This is a genomic window from Anaeromassilibacillus sp. 1001302B_160321_C8, from assembly GCF_015554745.1.
In the GTDB taxonomy this organism is placed as follows: domain Bacteria; phylum Bacillota; class Clostridia; order Oscillospirales; family Acutalibacteraceae; genus Anaeromassilibacillus; species Anaeromassilibacillus stercoravium.
On sequence record NZ_JADNJD010000003.1, the window covers coordinates 38,370 to 55,400 of the forward strand.

A 17,031-nucleotide genomic window follows, 5' to 3' on the forward strand; every position below is an offset into this window, starting at 1 on the left:
GATTTTCCCACAACTATCCTCAGAAACTATGTTGGGGCTTTTTGTAGGAATGTGATCGTTTGAAAGGAAAAAGAGATCTATGTACCGATTAATCAAACAGGTGGGCAAAGCCCGCCGCGGGGAATTTGTTACACCGCATGGGATCATCCAAATGCCTGCCTTTATGAATGTGGCGACCGCCGGTGCGATCAAAGGGGCGGTGTCCGCACTCGATTTAAAAGAGTTGAAATGCCAGGTACAGCTTTGCAATACCTATCATTTGCATCTGCGCCCTGGCGATGAGACGGTGAAAAAGCTCGGCGGCCTGCACACATTTACCCGCTGGCAGGGGCCAATTTTGACGGACAGCGGCGGTTTCCAGGTGTTTTCATTGGCAAAGCTGCGCAATATTAAGGAAGAGGGCGTAACCTTTGCCTCCCACATCGACGGGCACCGGATCTTCATGGGGCCGGAGGAAAGCATGCGGATTCAATCCAACCTGGGTTCTACCATCGCCATGGCCTTTGACGAGTGCATGGAAAACCCGGCGGAATACAACTATGCCCGCGCTTCCTGTCAACGGACCGTTCGTTGGCTATACCGCTGCAAGGAGGAACACGACCGGCTCAATGCCCTGCCGGATACGGTCAACCCCAAGCAGATGCTCTGGGGGATCAACCAGGGCAGCACATACGAAGACCTGCGCATAGAAAACATGCGCGAGATCCGGAAGCTGGACCTGGACGGATATGCCATCGGCGGATTGGCGGTGGGAGAACCGGCGGAGGAGATGTACCGTATCATAGAGGCTGTCGAACCGGAGATGCCAGCGGACAAGCCCCGCTATTTGATGGGTGTGGGGACGCCGGTCAACATTTTGGAAGCGGTCAAGCGCGGTGTGGATATCTTTGACTGCGTGATGCCAAGCCGCAACGCACGCCACGGCCATGCCTTTACTTGGGAGGGATGCCGCAACCTGATGAACGCCAAATACGAGCTGGACACGCTTCCGCTGGACCCGACGTGCGACTGCCCGGCCTGCCGCAACTTCTCCCGTGCTTATATCCATCACCTCTTTAAGAGCGGGGAAATGTTGGCGATGCGCCTTTGTGTGATGCACAATATTTATTTTTACAACACGCTCTTAGAGCGTATCCGTGCAGCGCTCGACAACGATCAATTTGATGCGTTTTACGAGGAAAACGTTGCAAAGCTCGGAAAACGGATTTAAAACGGAAATTCCTTTGGGAAAGCGATTAAAACGCTTGCATGCCTTCCCATTTATTGCTATAATGAGTAGCACGAGTGCCCGCCAAAACCGTTCGAATGCACGATGGTTGTGAGTGGATGGGCTTATCATTATGGAGGTGCAGTATCGTATAATGGAAAACTTTATGGTTCTAGCAAACACCACAGAAGCAAGTTCCGGCGGCAGCATGTGGACAATCCTGATCTTCTATGCGGTCATCATTGTGGGCTTTTATCTGCTGCTGATCCGCCCTTCTTCCAAGAAGAAAAAGAAGGAAGAAGCCATGCGCAAAAACGCGCAGATTGGCGATGAAATTACGACCATCGGTGGAATTGTGGGCCGCATCATCAGCATTAAGGAAGACACGGATACCGTTATCATCGAGACGGGCACGGACCGTGCAAAGCTGCGTGTGAAGCGTTGGGCGATCGGCAGCGTGGATACGGAGCATGAAGAGCCCGCAGAGAAGGAAGAAAAGAAAGAAAAAACTGGAAAGTTCAAGTTTAAGAAATAAGCACAGTGGACGAATACCGAACGCGTTCCCCGCATATCTATCAAGCAGATAGTGGAGGAGGGCGTGTGATGAAAATGACCAGATCCAATAAAAACAGCACCGTATTGGGAGCGGTACGCGCGGTCGTGATCGGGGCGGTATGTGGAGCGGTTTTATGTGCGGGACTTTTGGCTCTCTTTGCTTTTGGCTTTGTAAAGGCAAGCTATATCCCGCAATTTGCAATCAATCCCATCATTATTGCGGTTTCCGCTTTCAGCGCTTTTGCAGCGGGATTCTTTGCGGCGAAGGTTTCCAAAAAGAACGGCCTGCTGTTTGGGGCAATCTCTGGGCTTCTGTTGTTTGTTCTGTTTTTGCTTGCGGGTGTGATCGCCTTCCATGGAGCACCCGTGCTGACGACCCTCACGCGCTTAGCAGTGATGGTTTTAGCGGGTGCGATTGGCGGGTTGCTTTCTGTGAGTAAAAAGAGCAAAATAAAATAGCCCTTTTCTTATCGAGTAGATTGTGCTATAATGAACAAAGAATATTCAAGACTTAGAAATGGGGGTTTTATCATGGAGCAGATCAAAACGTTGAATAAGGCCAATCTGAAGGAAAGCGCTGTGAAAGGCGGCTGCGGCGAATGCCAGGCGTCCTGCCAGTCCGCATGCAAGACTTCCTGCACGGTTGCCAACCAGAAGTGCGAAAACGCCAATCGCTAAGGTTTCATATTGCGAAGGGCACGTTTTTTGTAGCGGGTCCGGCTCGCACATAGACCAAGAGACCAAAGGGACAGGAAACCTGTCCCTTAAATTTTGTGCAAATGGGGAAAAGTACATGATACATAAATATCGTTTGAATGGCTACCGCATTGTGATGGACACAAATAGCGGCGCCGTACATCTCTTTGAAGAAGCACCTTTTTTGATGTTGGACTACCTGGAAAAGGAAGATTGTGTCCCGGAATTGCCGCCGCAGGATATGATGGAGGCGCTCCGCAGACAGTTCGATGAAGAAACCCTCACCCAGGCTTATGCCGAATTGCGGGAATTGTATACTTCAGGCCAGCTCTTCTCAGCGGACGAGTACGAAAAGTTTGCCACAATGATGACGAATGCTCCCATCAAATCCATGTGCCTGAACATTGCGCACGATTGTAATCTGCGCTGCGAATATTGCTTTGCAGCAAAGGGGGACTTTGGCCGCGGCAGAATGTTGATGCCTCTGGAAGTTGCGAAAAAAGCTATCGACTTTTTGATTGAAAAGTCCGGGCCGCGCCACAATCTGGAAGTGGATTTCTTCGGCGGAGAACCGTTGATGAACTTTGATGTGGTGAAAGAAACAGTTGCTTATGCGCGTAGCATCGAGAAGGCGCACAACAAAAATTTCCGCTTTACAATCACCACCAACGGCCTTTTGCTGACGGACGATAAGATCGACTTTATCAACCGTGAGATGTCGAATGTGGTCCTTTCCATCGACGGGCGGAAAGAGGTCAACGACCGCCTGCGTGTACGTACAAACGGAAGCGGCAGCTATGACACCATTGTGCCGCGCTTCCAGAAGTTGGTGGCTACCCGCGGGAAGGACAAGGATTACTATGCACGTGGCACCTTTACGAAGTATAATTTGGACTTTACCGAGGACGTCCTGCATTTGGTGGATCTCGGCTTTGACCAGGTTTCCGTGGAGCCCGTGGTATCTGACCCAAAACTCAGTTATTCCATCCAGGAGGAAGACCTTCCCCGTGTGTTTGAGGAATATGAGCGACTGGCAAACACCATCATTGCCAGAAAGAAAGAGGGGAGAGGGTTTAACTTCTTCCACTTTATGCTCGACTTAAACCAGGGCCCCTGCGCAATCAAACGGCTTCGCGGGTGTAGCTGCGGCAATGAGTATGTTGCTGTGACGCCGGAAGGGGATATCTTCCCATGCCATCAGTTTGTCGGTGAGGATGAATGGAAGATGGGCAATGTGCTGGATGGCAGCTACGACATGGAACGGAAAAACATGTTTGCGCTTGCCAATGTGTATAGCAAGGAGCAGTGCAAGAATTGCTGGGCGAAGTTCTATTGCAGCGGCGGATGCAACGCCAATAACTGGCAATACGAGGGCGATATCCACAAGCCCCATTCGATCGCCTGTGCGTTAGAGCAAAAGCGTCTGGAATGTGCTGTAATGATTCAAGCGGCCCTGGCAGAATAAGGCCCAATAAGAGGTGTTTTATACACGCGGATGCGGAATATACACCCGCGTGTATTTTTATGCACTTTTAATTTACATAACGTTGTTTACATAATCTTAAATTGGTTTACATAATTGATATCTGCATAGAGTAACAATTCTGCATGAAAATGCAAGAAATATTCTTTGGGATATTGCACTACATTTTGAAATGTATTATAGTATATACTAGATAAATTGATAAGAGCGAGATGTTTTTCAGAAGCAGGGCTGAAAAATCATATTTGTCCCCAGCCGCGCATACCTTTAAAGTGAGCAACCTTTGGGGAGGCGGTACATGATGCATATAAAAGGGACAAACGTTTTTCAGCTCGATCGATGGAAGGGGCGTCTAATTGATAAGGCCAGCCTGATCGAAGCGGTGCGGTCAAACTTGGCGACAGTTTTGTTGGCCCTGTGCTTTTTGGTCGGGATGGTATCGGGAGCATTGATCACGCGGAATGTAGACGTTTCCATACTGGATAAGGTGGATTTTCTATTTTACAGCAACTTTCAGGAGAGGGCTTCACAACCGGTTTTTTCTGTGTTCTCTGCATCTTTTGCATCCTCGTTCTTGTTTGTGTTGGCATGTTTTCTTTGCGGCCTTTCGCTGTGGGGGGTGTTTGCCGTTCCAGCGATTCTGTTCTTTCGGGGGCTTGGTCTGGGCCTAACTTCCGGATATCTCTATGCCACACATGGTTTTCACGGGGTGATTTTTCACTTCCTCGTCATCCTTCCCGGCGCGTTTGTATGTTGCCTAGCTTTATTGCTGGCAGGAAGGGAAAGTATGCGGTTCTCCCGTCGTATTACAGGGACCGCCGGTTCTGGGATGAAATTGTATTGTCTCCGCTATGGCGCTGTTTTGGCGATGTGTTTTTTGGCGGCGCTTCTCGACTTGTTGACGACGGTCTGCTTTGCGGGGCTTTTTTCGTTTTAAGGGGTAAAGAACATGAAGGACTTTTGTTTGGATTTCAGCGACTACTTGGTGAATCAAAAAAATGTTTCAGACAATACGCTGGACTCCTATCTTCGCGATGTGGAGCATTTTCTGGCGTATCTATCGCAACAAGGATTAGATGACCCTGCCTCCGTTGATGAAGCCCAAATGGAACGGTATGTTGAAAATTTGACGAGTTTAAAAAAATCCAATGCGACCATTACACGTAATATAGCATCAATCCGGTGTTTCTATTATTTTCTCATGCAAAGCGGTTTAGCAGAGAGCAACCCCGCACGGAATATCAAATTGGAAAAGGCGCCAAAGAAACTTCCGCAGATTCTCAGCGGGGAAGAAATTGACTTGCTCCTCAGTCAGCCCGATCCCACAGAGCCGAAGGGATGCCGCGATAAGGCGATGTTGGAGCTTCTGTACGCTACGGGGATACGTTCTTCGGAGCTGGTTGCTCTTGACGTCAACGACATCAATCTGCGAACGGGAATGCTGTGCTGCCACAGCGGAAAATCGGAGCGAATGATCCCTGTGTATGCCACCGCTGTAGCGGCCATTTCGGATTACATCCTCCGGGTACGCAATCTCATTGTTTCCCAGGATGGCGGACAAGCCCTGTTTACCAATTTGAACGGAAAGCGTTTGACCCGGCAGGGGTTCTGGAAGATCGTGAAAGGATATGCGGAACAAGCGGGGATCACAAAGGAAATTACCCCGCACACCCTTCGCCATTCCTTCGCCCTTCATCTATTGGAAAATGGGGCCGATTTAAAGGACATCCAGGCTATGTTGGGACATGCGGATATTTCTTCTACGCAGGTTTATGTGCACCTATTGAACGACCATTTTAAAGAGGTGTATAATCAATGCCATCCTCGTGCAAAGCTGGGATAACGCAAAAGAAAAAATAGCAGCTAGTTTTTAAACTAGCTGCTATTTTTTCTTTGTCCGGCCAATCACATCCGTATAAATCTTGATGTTATCCGGCAGTACACGATCCAACCGGTATCGTTGGATGTGCAGCAAGGCGTTGTGCCGGTAAGAATCCAATTGGTCGCGCAATTGATATACCGCTTCGAGTTGCTGCTCAAGAGCCTCCTGATCTCCACTGGGAAATAAAAACCCGGTCTTGCCAGGAAGAACCAACTCCCGATGCCCTTTAATGTCGCTGGCAACCACCGGAAGGCCGCAGGCCATGGACTCCATCACATTAAACGGCAGCCCCTCAATCCGGCTGGATGTGACAGACACATCGCACAGGGGATAGAGTTCCCCCATCCGGTCAACATACCCCAAAAACTGTATTTGCGTCTCCATATGCAGCGACTTGACCAGTGCTTTGCACTCCTCCTCAAGAGCTCCTGTTCCAGCCAGGAGCAGCTTCATCTCCGGATGCCGTTTGGCAACGGATGCAAACGCACGGAGCAAAAGCGCCTGATTTTTACGGGGAGAAAACTCCGCCGCATAGACAAAGAGGACATCCGCATCTGTATATCCAGCTTTTTTACGTGCCGCCCTACGCGCTTCCTGCGAAAGAGGATGGTATCTTTTCAGATCCAGGCCCATCCCGTCGGTGAAACAGAGCTGGTCTTTGTAGAGATGATGATGCCGCGCAATCTCCAGATCTTCATGATTCATAACAAGGGTTACATCTGTAATCCGCGCACAGAGTTTTTCCGGCAGGAGATAGCGCCATTTTTTCCATCCTTCTTTTTCAGAAAAGAGATACCCGTGGGACGTGCAAAAAACAAGCGGCCTCTGCCGGGCTGGAATTGTTAGAATCGCTGCTCGTATCACCGCGCTGGCCAAGGTTGTGTGTGTACTAACAACATCAAAGGAATGCTCTTTGAAAAGTTTCCTTGCTTTCCAGATTGCCTGCAAATTCCGAGGGCTTGTCAAATTTTTTTCAAAAGGCAGCGTGATCACAAAATCCGCAAAGGGAATTTCCTGACTGCTACTTGCAACGACCCAGACTTCGTACCCAAGGGAACGAAACGCTTGGAGATAGGGAAGATGGAAGTGCAAAATATGTCCCGGGGTGGATGCACAAAATAAAATTTTGGGCTTTCGATTCAATGCCATATAAGACCTCTTACTATTTACTATAATTTTATCGTTAAGATTCTATTCATTGGAGCGATCTTTTCTTTGGGAATCCTCCTTCAGATTCGTGACGGCACTCCGAGGTTTTATGTGGGCCAGTGGATTTGCATTTGCCGCTTGTTCCATCTGCTGGTCGGATAGATGCGTATAGATTTCTGTAGTTCCCAAATTTTCGTGGCCCAAAATATCTTTTAAGACGCGAATATCCACATGGCCATGCTGATACATCAAAGTAGCCGCAGTGTGTCGCAATTTATGAACGGAATACCCTGGACCACCTAAATCAATTTGTGCAAGATATTTCTTGACGAGGTATTGAACCGTTTTCGGGCTGATTCTTTTACGCTGTGCGCTGATAAATAGCGCCTTTTTATCAATCAGTCCATCGTGCGGACGAACCGCCAAATATCGGCGGATTGCATCTTGGCAAGCCTCATTCAAATATACAATTCGTTCCTTATTTCCTTTCCCCAGCACTCGCATCGTGTTGGAGCTTTGCCGCACATCACTCAAATTGAGGCCTACCAATTCGGAAAGACGTAATCCACAATTTAAGAACAGAACAAGAATACAGTAGTCGCGTTCCTTGTTTTTTCCATCCACTTTTGTCAATAGATCGATACTTTGTTCGAATGTTAGGTATTTGGGAAGCGATGAACGCAATTTTGGCGTTTCCAATTCCAAGACAGGATTGACGTCTAATTGGTTGGTTTTATTGGTCAAATATTTAAAAAAAGTACGAAGGCTTGAAACTTTGCGGGATCGGGTAGCTGGTTTATTGTTTCGAACATTTGTTAGATAATTCATGTATTCAAAAACCTGCGTCAAAGTAATGGTACGTATCAGGTCAATATCCACATCGGATATAGAGATTTCTTCAAATGGCGTATCATCTTTAACTAAGTTTCTGGATAGCTTAATGTACCGAAAAAACGTACGCAAATCTAAATAATATTCTTCCACTGTTTTTTCGGATTTTCCTTTGATCGTACCTAGGTAGCCTAAAAATTCACGGATAATTTGTGGAGCTTCTGCTAATAATTCTGGTTTCATGTTATCATCTCTAAAAATGTTTGGATTTATTTTGATTAAAATATCGTTTGTTGACTTGAATATATTATAACATAAAAACTGAATGTCGTCCGAAAATCTCTGGTTAAAAATGATCTTAAGTTTTCCGTTTTACAAAACCTAATTTTAACATTTCTCCTTCCCTAAATTATACAAAATATTTATTTTGTCTAATTGCCTAACCTTTAAAAAATAGGGGCCCTTCGGGGCTCCTTCTCTTCTGTTGTGTTCCCGGCGCTCTCGCGCAAGGTATTGCCGGCAATTTACGCTGCGCAGACAAAATAAAGGGTTTTGCCCAATCGGCGTTAGCCATCCTCCTTTCTGTAGGAATCGCAGCGCCTAATTTAAGGGTAGCAGTAAATACAGTGTAACACAAGAGAATGCTACCAAACAGTGGCTTATTTTTTCCTGCGGCGCAGTTCAAGTTGATCTGCCATTGCATACAAGATTGTCACAGCCTCATCCTCATGGTTCAGCAGTTCCTTCACCCGCTCAATGCTGCCGGTCCTGCGGTACTCGCTCACTGCATAGAGCTTGCGGGCCGAGTGCGGCGAAATGTGAATATCTTTGACCCGAAAGAGCTTTGCCGCACGGCGGAGGTCTTTGTAAACCGCCTGGCGCGTCCTGGGCTTGCGGTAGTCGAGCCGGTTCTCAAAGACGTAGATGCGTCCAGCCTGTGCCAAAAGCCGGTCCAGCAAGGTTCTGGGAAGGCGGACGCGCTTGGTCTTGCCTGTTTTAAGCTCTCGAACAGAAAAGCGTTCCGAAAGCTTTGTCGTGCGCAAATTGAGCACATCAGAAATACGCAAACCCGTGCAAGCACTGACCTCACAGGCGAGGCGATTTGGCGGCATGAGCGCCGCGAGTAGATGTTCAAATTCGTTGGCTTCCATAAAGCCAGCCCTCATAAAATCCCCCCAGTGTTCAAACCTGAAAAAGACAACTCGGAAAAGCAAAGCCAGTACACGCGGGAAAAAGCGGCTCTCCCCTCTCTGGAAACTGGCTGCTCAATCGAGCTCGGTCCATTTTTGCCAATAGAGGGAATCGGCGCGGGTGTTGACCATGAGATTGCGGAGTGCACCGAAGATGGTGTGGCCCGCGCCAATGGCTTCATGGCCATCCTGGAAGATGACTTCAATCATGGCGCAAAGCTCATTGAGGCGCGCTTCGCAGTCGTAAGTGAGGCTGATCGTAGAGACGGGTTTCCGCGCGGCGGAGAGAATGTAGAGTACCATTTCAGAGCTCATAGAAGGTTCCCCTTTCATGTCGATATTTTTCACAGATGCAAAGTTCAGAAAAGTTCGCGATACAGGCCGTCGATGAAGGAAAATTTCCGAGTTTGGCCGGAGATGGCGGCCTGTTCGCGGTCGTCGTTGATGTTGATCTTCAAGGCGCGTGCGGTCTCGGCAAAGACGCCATAGAGTTGGATGAGACGCCGCCGGGCCATGGCGGAGTGGAGGACGGGCAAGACGCGGCAATAGCCATCGAGATCCAGCTTCAAGTGGAACGGTTTAACCGCATATTTGGCAACTTCAGCGACAGCATTGTTTCGTTCGGCCTCTTTCACCCGGGAGATATAGACTTGCCAGAGGCCGCCATGCGGATCTCCAAAGATTCCGGCACTGTGGCCGGTCCAGAGGACGCGCAAAAGCTCCTGAGAGATGTAGTCCCTACTTGTAAAATAAGAGGGCCGTACGGCGACAAGGCAGTGCAAGTGCGGATGATAGTCGTCCCGATCAGGATTGTAGGTGATTTCGAGGCAGCGCATGATGCCTTTGAAGGCGCGCTTAAAGTGGGACTTCGCATGAAGCGGGTCGCTTTTTGGATAGAGGCGGTCGCCAAAGAGCGCGCTGCTGCGCCAGTAGAGCCAATCGCAGTGGGCGGGGAGATCCTCCGCAGAGCAGTTTGGGAGCGTAAGGGTCATGTGAAGATAGGCGAACCCCTGAGGTTCAAGGGAATCCAAGATACGTTGGGTCTGGCCGTAGATGCGAAGACTTCTGCGCCATTGGCACATGGGACAGAAGCGATCGCGGCAGAGATTGGAGCGGACGAGTTTGCCGTCCTGATCGAATTCGATGTAAGTGCCGCATTCCCAGAGATGGCGGGCGCGGTCGTCCCAGCCGGGGATTTCCTGCATGGCAGAAGCGACAAGAGCGGCGAGTTCCTTGTGTTCCTGGAATCTTTTTAAGATACCATTATCAGGATCGTCCAAGGAAAATAAGGGATTCGAACATTCATTCGGTATACAAGGCATATGCGGAAAAACCCAGGCAGGATGCGGCTTTCACCCACTTTTTTTGGTTAGAGATGTTTCTATAGTATCAAGATAAGGAAGGGGCTTCGCCCCTGCGTGCAAACCCTGATCGGGTGTGCACTTGTGGCGGTCCGCTCGGTGGCCCCCTGCGAGCGATCGCGGGGGCCCGCTCGCGTCCCGCTTTGCCCGCGTGCCGCCGCAACAAGATTGCGGCGGTCGTGCGGGCTTCTTCGGTGTGCGGCCCATGCGTCGCGCCTGCGCCCTTGGCAAGCGGCGGGGCCCCATCCCCGCCGCTTGCCTTCGGGTCTTGGCTTGCGCGGGCCGCCCGCGCCCACAGGCTTCCGGCCACCCCCCCGGCTCGGTAACACGCCCGCTTTGCCGTGGCAAGGGGCGCGCCCGCTAACGCGGCGGCTGCGGCCGCCCTTGCCGCGGCTTCGCGGGTGTGTTGCCGTGTGGGGTTGCGCGCGCGTCGTAAGGCTCCGCGCGCGCGGCCTTGCGGGGGGTTGCGCCGGGTCCCCCCCGTCCGGCCCCCTCCGGGGGGTCGCCTGGGCGCTCCACGGCGGGGGGCTGGGCGGGCGGCCTTTGGGCCGCCCTTTTGGGCGCGTTGCGCCCCCCGCCGTTGCTCCGTGTGGGCTGTGTGCTCCTTGCTTGTTTGGCCCGTCCTGTGGTGCTTGTCTCCTCCCTTCTCCGTCGTTTCGGTCCTCTCATTCTAGCGCCTTGTCAAGGACGGCTGCGCCGCCGCTTGCGCGGTCCAGGGGCGCTAAGAGCGCGCCCTGCTGGCCGCGTCCAAGCGCCCCTTGGCTCCTTGACTTGCGGCGCTTTTCCGGGAGCGCCCAAAACGCGCGGAAAATGCGCAGAAAAGCGGAAAAAATGCGCAAAACTGCCCGTTTTGATAAAAAAATATGCAGAAAAGGAGAATGCCCCATGACCAGTCAGGAAGCAAGAATCATCGTAAACGAACGCCACCGTATTGCGGCGATCATCGAACGGAACCAACAAAAGCTTCACAACCAAATGCGCGGGAATCGCGCTGAGTGGAGCCGGTGGGCCATTGCCAATCAGTGGCTGGCGCTGGAGAAGCAGCGCCTCCAAATCCTCGGCAAAGTCGATTACCGCGAAGCAGGAACGCTAAATTTCCACGCCCATGAATTCCCCACCGCCGAAGAAAAGCCAGCCTCCCCCGGTCCCCAACTTCCCAATTTTGAGGCGGTCCGCTCAGCAACAGCGTCTGCCCCAAAGCGCGGCCGCCGTCCCAAAGCAGCAAGCCAGCCCCCGGCCTCCCCGTCCGGCGCTGCAACGCCTTCCCTCTCCCAAAAGGGTATAAAAAAAGCGCGGTGAAAATCCACCACGCCGAATTAGGCAAAACTTTTATCTTATTTTGTCTAATTGCCTAACCTTTAAAAAATAGGGGCCCTTCGGGGCTCCTTTCCCTATATTCGTTCCCGGCGCTCACGCGCAAGGCATTGCCGGCAATTTACGCTGTGCAGACAAAATAAAGTGTTTTGTACGAATGAGCGTTGCCCATCCTCCTTTCCGTAGGAATTGCAGCGCCTGCTTTAAGGGTAGCAGCAAATGCAGCGTAGCGCAAGAGAAAGCCACCAAACAGTGGCTTGTCTTTTCTTGGCTTCCATAAAAAGTCACCCCTCATAAAATCCCCCTACGCTTGAAGTGATCCCAAAAAGGCGGCCGGTATTTTTACGCCCTCGGCGTTCTACCGCTAAGCCTTCCTTCAAGATAGATTCGTTCCCAACGTTTAATTATACCCTTGTCATTGATTTCAAACCCACTCGCATTGTTTCTACAAATGAAGCACCTCACTTGTTTTCTGTATAGCATACTGTCTACAAATGAGGTGCTGTTCAGCTTGCTGGGAGATTTTATTTTATATTTTATATTGTTAGCATTACAATCTTGATTCATTCCATTCGCAGGGCATCTACTGGGCGAAGTTTCGACGCCTTATAAGCCGGATAGACTCCAAATGTTGTGCCAGTGAACAAGGAGAAGAACACGGCCAAAAACAGGACATCCCATCGAACTCCCAGGGACATTCCAATCAGCGAAGCTCCAGCAAAAGAAACCAAATAGCCGGCTACAATTCCGATCGCGCAGCCAATAACGGAAATCAAGACAGCCTCTAACAAAAACTCCAGCATGATGTCTAGCTGTCTGGCGCCGATCGCTTTTTTAATGCCGATTTCGCGCGTGCGTTCGCTCACCGATACCAACATTACCGTCATAATGCTCAAGCTCGCTACCAACAGGGAAATCGCCCCCACAGCCGAAAGTACAAGCGTAACAATGTCTAAAATAGAAGTCAGGCCATCTTTTTGTTTGGCCAGATTGTTCGAAACAAAGGCATCTGATGTGCCATTATTCTGGTTCAAAATCGCGGTAATAGAATTTCCCGCACGATCTACGTTGCTATTAGAATCGATTTTCACAGCGATTTGATCGAAATTGCTACGTCCCATGGAGGCTTGCATGGTCGTATATGGGATATAAACAAAGGTCGGGATATAGTTTCCCAACATATTTTGAAGAAGGCCACTCCCTGTCTTGATTATTCCTACGACTTCAAAGTCTTCCATCGCACCACCACATTGAATGGAGATATGTTTTCCAATGATATTACTCCTATGATAAGACTTCTGTGAAAAAGCCTCATCAACCAGGCATACATTGGCAGCGGTGCTGACTTCTTTGTTGCTGAACATCCTGCCGTAGAGAATTTGAATGGAAACAATTTGGCTGGCAGAGGTGTCAATTCCCCAAAGCAGAGCGTTGGTCTCCTCATCCCTTACAGTGACGGACGTGCTTTGCATGAGAATCGGCGTCGCCTGTTCGACCTGATCACAATGCTTAACTAGGTTCAAGTCCTCTTCGTCCAAAGAGACGTTCGCATCCGCATTGCAGGAGATTGTCAACCCTCCAAGGCCCAGGCTTTCCAATTCTGTGGTGAGGGCATTCGTACCGCATTGGCTGATATTGCCAATTAAAATTACGGATGCGACTCCTATGGCAATTCCTAAAATGGTGAGGACGGTCCTGCCCCGTTTTCTTCCCAAGCTGCGATATGCAGAACGAATGAGATCAAGCATGGGAATCACCTTCTGCCTTTTCCAGCTGTGCAACTACATGTTCCCCGTCTGAAATGGAATCTGGATTCATGATGATTTGATCGCCTTCTTCAATCCCAGAAGTGACCCCAAATCCATCTTCAAATTCTCCATCCGTTTCCACAGGGGTTTTCACCGCGCGCTGTCCTTTCAATTTTAGGACGTATTCCGAACCGTCTTCCTCCGCACGCACAGCTTCATATGGTGCAATCAGGACATTGTCATTTTGCGCCGTAATAATCTTTGCTTTGGCCGTATAGCCTGGCTTAATATCATTCCCCGGATTATCAACACTCACAACCACTTCAACAACGGTTTCCTGTCCTGTGGTAGACACCACTTGCTTTGCTTCGGAAGAAATGCTTTTTACGGTACCTGTATAGCAGGTATGGAACCCCACACCAGTGATTTCAGCCGGTTGCCCCACCTGAATATCCGAAATCTGCGATTCGTTGACGGACAGACGCACCTGGAGCCCCTCGTCGCTGGCGATGGTAATCGCAGGTTTACCAAATTCCAAAGTCCCTTGGTTGGTTATAGAAACAGCAGTCACTTCGCCGCTGATTGGAGCGGTCAATTGCTGTGCATCTTCCTCTTGTCCTACGGAAGAAAAATCAGAAAAAGGAATTTCCGTTTGCGTATATTCGCTCAACAGAGCGGCGTATGTTTCCTGGAGAATTTCCGTCTCTGAGGCTGAAGCAGTAACCAGGATATCCATGAGGGGATCTCCATCCTCAACATGATCCCCTATCTCCACATAAACTTTCTGAACAGCAGCAGGAGCAGGGGGATAGACGCTTCGAACCGACACACGTTCGACCTTTCCGCTGCAAGTGACAGAGCTTTCAACAGTTAAGCTACTAACCTTTACAACAGTCGCTTGTGTGGTTCTGCTCTTCATCACGCTTCCAGCCACCAAAATAGCTGCAATCGCCATGCATGTAAAGGTGATTAGCTGTACATACTTTTTCATTGCCACTCCCCCATTCCTTTCTATTTTGCGAGCGATCTACGGAAATATACTTGCATTTCAAGAGCTTTTGATAGAAAAAACACGCTTCAATCCATATTAAACAGTGGATTGAAACGTGTAAAGAAGGCTGTGCATATTTTGGGCGGCAAAAGTCTAAAATATCCATGCAAGTTCATGATTCCTGTGCGAAAAGAGGTGAATGGGAATGAGCATCATTCAGTGTGACGAGGATTGCATCTATCAGCGTGACGGGTATTGCAGCTTGGAAATGCCATCTGCCATCACAAATTACACTGGGGACGGTTGTGTTCATTGCATTAAAGTGACACCGCGGGTCCGGCCAGAGACACCAGTCAACGACGTGCAGCCGCGCATTTAAACCGATGGCATGGTCAATGCTTCAAAAGCTTCCCGGACGTTTTTAACACCGATCAATTGGATATCCTCCTGTTTCGAGTGTATTTGTTTCAAGTTGGAATACGGCAGGACACAAAGACGGAAGCCAAGGCGTTTGGCCTCACTGATGCGGGCTTCGATGCGGGAAACGGAGCGAAGTTCTCCGGCAAGGCCCACTTCCCCAACGACCATGGCGTCGTCGCGAATCGGACAATCCTTCAGGCTGGATACCAGCGCCATCGCGACCGCCAGATCTGCCGCTGGCTCATCCAAACGTAGCCCGCCTACCACATTAATATAGGCGTCTAAATTTGAGAAGTAATAACCGGCGCGCTTTTCCAACACGGCCAACAACAAGGACATGCGATTGTAGTCAAAGCCGGTCGACATCCTGCGAGGGTTTCCAAAATTTGAAGTCGAGGCTAACCCTTGGATCTCGGCCAAGATAGGACGCGAACCCTCAATGATGCAAGTGACACAAGTTCCGGAGACATTGATCGGGCGGCCTGCCAGCATCGCCAAAGAGGGATTGTCCACTTGATGCAGCCCGTGCTCCCCCATATCAAATACGCCAATCTCGTTGGTGGAGCCATAGCGGTTTTTCACAGCACGCAGGATGCGGTAGGTCATCTGCCGGTCCCCTTCAAAATAGAGGACCGCATCCACAATGTGTTCCAGGACCTTGGGCCCCGCAATCGCTCCATCTTTGTTGACGTGCCCCACCAGAAGGATGGGAATTTCCAGCGCTTTTGCCGCCCGCATCAGGGCATTCGTGCACTCGCGCACCTGTGTGACGCTTCCCGGAGAGGAATTTAGATCGGTAAAGTTCATGGTTTGTATGGAATCGATCATCACCAGATCCGGCTGGTCGCTGCGTATCTGTTCCACAACGTTCTGGACATCGGTTTCGGTCAGAATATAAAGGTTTTCACTGTTGACCCCCAGGCGTGCAGCACGCAGCTTGATCTGCCGGCTGGATTCCTCGCCGGATACATAAAGTATGCGCAAGGTCTGGCCCAAAAACTCGCAGATTTGAAGGAGGATGGTCGATTTGCCGATCCCCGGTTCTCCGCTGATCAAAATCAGCGAGCCTTTGACAATTCCCCCGCCGAGCACACGGTCCAATTCGGTCAAGCCGGTATGGTAACGTGCTTCCTCTTCTGTGCTGATTTCGTCGATCCGCACCGGACGATGTAAGCTGGGTCTTGCGGCAGAAAAACTCCCTTTGACCGGAGCAGTCTCCTTCACTTCTTCGTTCATCGTGTTCCACTGTCCGCAGCCAGGGCATTTCCCGTACCATTTTGCGGACTCAAATCCACATTCCGAACAAACATAAACACTCTTCATTTTCTGTGCCATTTTCGAGCACCTCATTACCGGTTCATTTTTTAAAGGTTGTTTCCATTATACGGAAAGAGTGTAGGAAAAACAAGTTGTCGTTTGATTCTAGTTATATTTCACAAGTTAGTTATAGGAGTTTCAGCGGGAAGATTGATAGTAGTCTAAAAATCCGCTGTAGATTGCAAAGGCCATCTGCTCTTGATACTGTGGATCGTTGAGCTTTTGCGCCTCGCTTTCATTAGAAAGAAAGCCGCATTCCACCAACACAGCGGGTACCTCTGCATGCCATAAGAGATAAATTGAGCTTGTAGCCGGCTTGCATTCGCGCGTATTGTCCGGCTGTAAAAGAGAAACCACCCTCCCTCGGACAGCTTCTGCCAGCTCTTCGCTGGATGGATCATTTGTGGAATAAAATACCTGTGTACCATAATATCTGCTGCTGGTAAAATGGTTTTGGTGAATGCTCAAAAAAATACAATCGCCTTGTTCTTCAATGAGACCTAAACGATTATGAAGATCGGAAACTTTGCGCTCCTTTACGGTATCCAAAGCTGGCTCCCCGATGGAAACATCTTCCTCCCGCGTCATAATCACATGGAATCCGGAGAGTGTCAACATCTTTTCCAGCTTTTTGGCAATAGCCAGATTGATATCCTTTTCCAGCATCTTGGACACGCCCTGCGCACCGCCGTCTTCCCCGCCGTGCCCCGGATCGATCACCACGACAGGCTGCTCCCGTGCAGCGAGGTTGGAGGCCATCTCCCCTACCTTTTGATACGATAGATAGGATAAAAGTAAAAAGACCAGGCAGCAAAGTACCAAAACCGCTACCGGCACAAAGTATCCGCTTTTACGCGCAGAATCCAAGGCAATTCCCCCTTTTTCAG

The 17,031-nt window shown here is 49.9% G+C and carries 19 protein-coding genes; 10 read left to right on the forward strand and 9 right to left on the reverse strand.

Annotated elements, in window-relative coordinates; translation table 11 throughout:
• Positions 1-79: 79 nt before the first annotated feature.
• From tgt to xerD, 7 genes are all read left to right on the forward strand, one after another.
• A complete protein-coding gene (gene tgt, locus I2E77_RS02950; protein ID WP_087232020.1) occupies positions 80-1,210 on the forward strand; it encodes a tRNA guanosine(34) transglycosylase Tgt in 1,131 nt (376 codons plus the stop codon).
• A 151-nt stretch (positions 1,211-1,361) separates the two neighbouring features.
• A complete protein-coding gene (gene yajC, locus I2E77_RS02955; protein WP_087232023.1) occupies positions 1,362-1,742 on the forward strand; it encodes a preprotein translocase subunit YajC in 381 nt (126 codons plus the stop codon).
• Between the two features lie 68 nt (positions 1,743-1,810).
• Positions 1,811-2,221, forward strand: coding sequence for a TIGR04086 family membrane protein (locus I2E77_RS02960; RefSeq protein ID WP_191362535.1), 411 nt, complete (start codon positions 1,811-1,813; stop codon positions 2,219-2,221).
• A gap of 72 nt (positions 2,222-2,293) precedes the next feature.
• Complete coding sequence (scfA, locus tag I2E77_RS02965) at positions 2,294-2,440, forward strand: six-cysteine ranthipeptide SCIFF (protein ID WP_087232029.1); 147 nt, start codon at positions 2,294-2,296, stop codon at positions 2,438-2,440.
• Positions 2,441-2,555: 115 nt separating this feature from the next.
• A complete protein-coding gene (gene scfB, locus I2E77_RS02970; RefSeq protein WP_191448436.1) occupies positions 2,556-3,923 on the forward strand; it encodes a thioether cross-link-forming SCIFF peptide maturase in 1,368 nt (455 codons plus the stop codon).
• 316 nt (positions 3,924-4,239) lie between these two features.
• A complete protein-coding gene (locus tag I2E77_RS02975; RefSeq protein ID WP_242969649.1) occupies positions 4,240-4,878 on the forward strand; it encodes a stage II sporulation protein M in 639 nt (212 codons plus the stop codon).
• Between the two features lie 12 nt (positions 4,879-4,890).
• Positions 4,891-5,784 carry a site-specific tyrosine recombinase XerD gene (xerD, locus tag I2E77_RS02980; RefSeq protein ID WP_195450592.1) on the forward strand — a complete coding sequence of 298 codons (894 nt, stop codon included), beginning with the start codon at positions 4,891-4,893 and terminating at the stop codon, positions 5,782-5,784.
• Positions 5,785-5,823: 39 nt separating this feature from the next.
• Here the strand turns inward: xerD and I2E77_RS14050 are convergent, their stop codons facing one another.
• From I2E77_RS14050 to I2E77_RS03005, 5 genes are all read right to left on the reverse strand, one after another.
• Positions 5,824-6,972 (reverse strand): glycosyltransferase family 4 protein, encoded by a 1,149-nt coding sequence (locus tag I2E77_RS14050; protein ID WP_195450593.1) that lies wholly within the window; start codon positions 6,970-6,972, stop codon positions 5,824-5,826.
• 42 nt (positions 6,973-7,014) lie between these two features.
• Positions 7,015-8,046 carry a tyrosine recombinase XerC gene (locus I2E77_RS02990; protein ID WP_191405917.1) on the reverse strand — a complete coding sequence of 344 codons (1,032 nt, stop codon included), beginning with the start codon at positions 8,044-8,046 and terminating at the stop codon, positions 7,015-7,017.
• A 416-nt stretch (positions 8,047-8,462) separates the two neighbouring features.
• A complete protein-coding gene (locus I2E77_RS02995; RefSeq protein ID WP_191395388.1) occupies positions 8,463-8,954 on the reverse strand; it encodes a tyrosine-type recombinase/integrase in 492 nt (163 codons plus the stop codon).
• 114 nt (positions 8,955-9,068) lie between these two features.
• Positions 9,069-9,308 carry a hypothetical protein gene (locus I2E77_RS03000; RefSeq protein WP_195450594.1) on the reverse strand — a complete coding sequence of 80 codons (240 nt, stop codon included), beginning with the start codon at positions 9,306-9,308 and terminating at the stop codon, positions 9,069-9,071.
• A gap of 44 nt (positions 9,309-9,352) precedes the next feature.
• Positions 9,353-10,075, reverse strand: a complete 723-nt coding sequence (locus I2E77_RS03005) for a protein rep (RefSeq protein WP_243252516.1) — start codon at positions 10,073-10,075, stop codon at positions 9,353-9,355.
• On the opposite strand from I2E77_RS03005, the gene I2E77_RS13840 reads away from it, so the two are divergent.
• Together I2E77_RS13840 and I2E77_RS03010 are read left to right on the forward strand one after the other, a co-directional pair.
• The gene (locus I2E77_RS13840) at positions 9,986-10,249 is read left to right on the forward strand and encodes a hypothetical protein (RefSeq protein WP_243252520.1); all 264 of its coding nucleotides are present in this window, start codon (positions 9,986-9,988) and stop codon (positions 10,247-10,249) included. The genes I2E77_RS03005 and I2E77_RS13840 overlap by 90 nt on opposite strands.
• 990 nt (positions 10,250-11,239) lie before the next feature.
• Positions 11,240-11,653: a hypothetical protein gene (locus I2E77_RS03010; RefSeq protein WP_195450595.1), complete on the forward strand. Its 414-nt coding sequence runs from the start codon at positions 11,240-11,242 to the stop codon at positions 11,651-11,653.
• A gap of 578 nt (positions 11,654-12,231) precedes the next feature.
• On the opposite strand, the gene I2E77_RS03015 is transcribed toward I2E77_RS03010, so the two are convergent.
• Entirely contained in the window at positions 12,232-13,416 is a 1,185-nt protein-coding gene (locus tag I2E77_RS03015; protein ID WP_195450596.1) for an ABC transporter permease, read from the reverse strand.
• Positions 13,409-14,407, reverse strand: a complete 999-nt coding sequence (locus I2E77_RS03020) for an efflux RND transporter periplasmic adaptor subunit (protein ID WP_195450597.1) — start codon at positions 14,405-14,407, stop codon at positions 13,409-13,411. The genes I2E77_RS03015 and I2E77_RS03020 overlap by 8 nt, the downstream gene beginning before the upstream one ends.
• 205 nt (positions 14,408-14,612) lie before the next feature.
• Here I2E77_RS03020 and I2E77_RS03025 point away from each other — a divergent pair, with 205 nt between their 5' ends.
• Entirely contained in the window at positions 14,613-14,786 is a 174-nt protein-coding gene (locus I2E77_RS03025; protein ID WP_191395394.1) for a hypothetical protein, read from the forward strand.
• Here the strand turns inward: I2E77_RS03025 and radA are convergent.
• Positions 14,783-16,162, reverse strand: coding sequence for a DNA repair protein RadA (gene radA / locus I2E77_RS03030; RefSeq protein WP_191362527.1), 1,380 nt, complete (start codon positions 16,160-16,162; stop codon positions 14,783-14,785). The two genes, I2E77_RS03025 and radA, sit on opposite strands and share 4 nt — an antisense overlap.
• A gap of 120 nt (positions 16,163-16,282) precedes the next feature.
• Entirely contained in the window at positions 16,283-17,011 is a 729-nt protein-coding gene (locus I2E77_RS03035) for an N-acetylmuramoyl-L-alanine amidase (RefSeq protein WP_243252507.1), read from the reverse strand.
• Positions 17,012-17,031 lie beyond the last annotated feature (20 nt).

What these genes read in the sequence shown, in the direction of transcription:
- tgt (WP_087232020.1), top strand. Translation starts at nt 80, where the DNA reads ATGTACCGATTAATCAAACAGGTGGGCAAAGCCCGCCGCGGGGAATTT.
- yajC (WP_087232023.1), top strand. Translation starts at nt 1,362, where the DNA reads ATGGAAAACTTTATGGTTCTAGCAAACACCACAGAAGCAAGTTCCGGC.
- I2E77_RS02960 (WP_191362535.1), top strand. Translation starts at nt 1,811, where the DNA reads ATGAAAATGACCAGATCCAATAAAAACAGCACCGTATTGGGAGCGGTA.
- scfA (WP_087232029.1), top strand. Translation starts at nt 2,294, where the DNA reads ATGGAGCAGATCAAAACGTTGAATAAGGCCAATCTGAAGGAAAGCGCT.
- scfB (WP_191448436.1), top strand. Translation starts at nt 2,556, where the DNA reads ATGATACATAAATATCGTTTGAATGGCTACCGCATTGTGATGGACACA.
- I2E77_RS02975 (WP_242969649.1), top strand. Translation starts at nt 4,240, where the DNA reads ATGATGCATATAAAAGGGACAAACGTTTTTCAGCTCGATCGATGGAAG.
- xerD (WP_195450592.1), top strand. Translation starts at nt 4,891, where the DNA reads ATGAAGGACTTTTGTTTGGATTTCAGCGACTACTTGGTGAATCAAAAA.
- I2E77_RS14050 (WP_195450593.1), bottom strand. Translation starts at nt 6,972, where the DNA reads ATGGCATTGAATCGAAAGCCCAAAATTTTATTTTGTGCATCCACCCCG.
- I2E77_RS02990 (WP_191405917.1), bottom strand. Translation starts at nt 8,046, where the DNA reads ATGAAACCAGAATTATTAGCAGAAGCTCCACAAATTATCCGTGAATTT.
- I2E77_RS02995 (WP_191395388.1), bottom strand. Translation starts at nt 8,954, where the DNA reads ATGGAAGCCAACGAATTTGAACATCTACTCGCGGCGCTCATGCCGCCA.
- I2E77_RS03000 (WP_195450594.1), bottom strand. Translation starts at nt 9,308, where the DNA reads ATGAGCTCTGAAATGGTACTCTACATTCTCTCCGCCGCGCGGAAACCC.
- I2E77_RS03005 (WP_243252516.1), bottom strand. Translation starts at nt 10,075, where the DNA reads ATGTGCCAATGGCGCAGAAGTCTTCGCATCTACGGCCAGACCCAACGT.
- I2E77_RS03010 (WP_195450595.1), top strand. Translation starts at nt 11,240, where the DNA reads ATGACCAGTCAGGAAGCAAGAATCATCGTAAACGAACGCCACCGTATT.
- I2E77_RS03015 (WP_195450596.1), bottom strand. Translation starts at nt 13,416, where the DNA reads ATGCTTGATCTCATTCGTTCTGCATATCGCAGCTTGGGAAGAAAACGG.
- I2E77_RS03020 (WP_195450597.1), bottom strand. Translation starts at nt 14,407, where the DNA reads ATGAAAAAGTATGTACAGCTAATCACCTTTACATGCATGGCGATTGCA.
- I2E77_RS03025 (WP_191395394.1), top strand. Translation starts at nt 14,613, where the DNA reads ATGAGCATCATTCAGTGTGACGAGGATTGCATCTATCAGCGTGACGGG.
- radA (WP_191362527.1), bottom strand. Translation starts at nt 16,162, where the DNA reads ATGGCACAGAAAATGAAGAGTGTTTATGTTTGTTCGGAATGTGGATTT.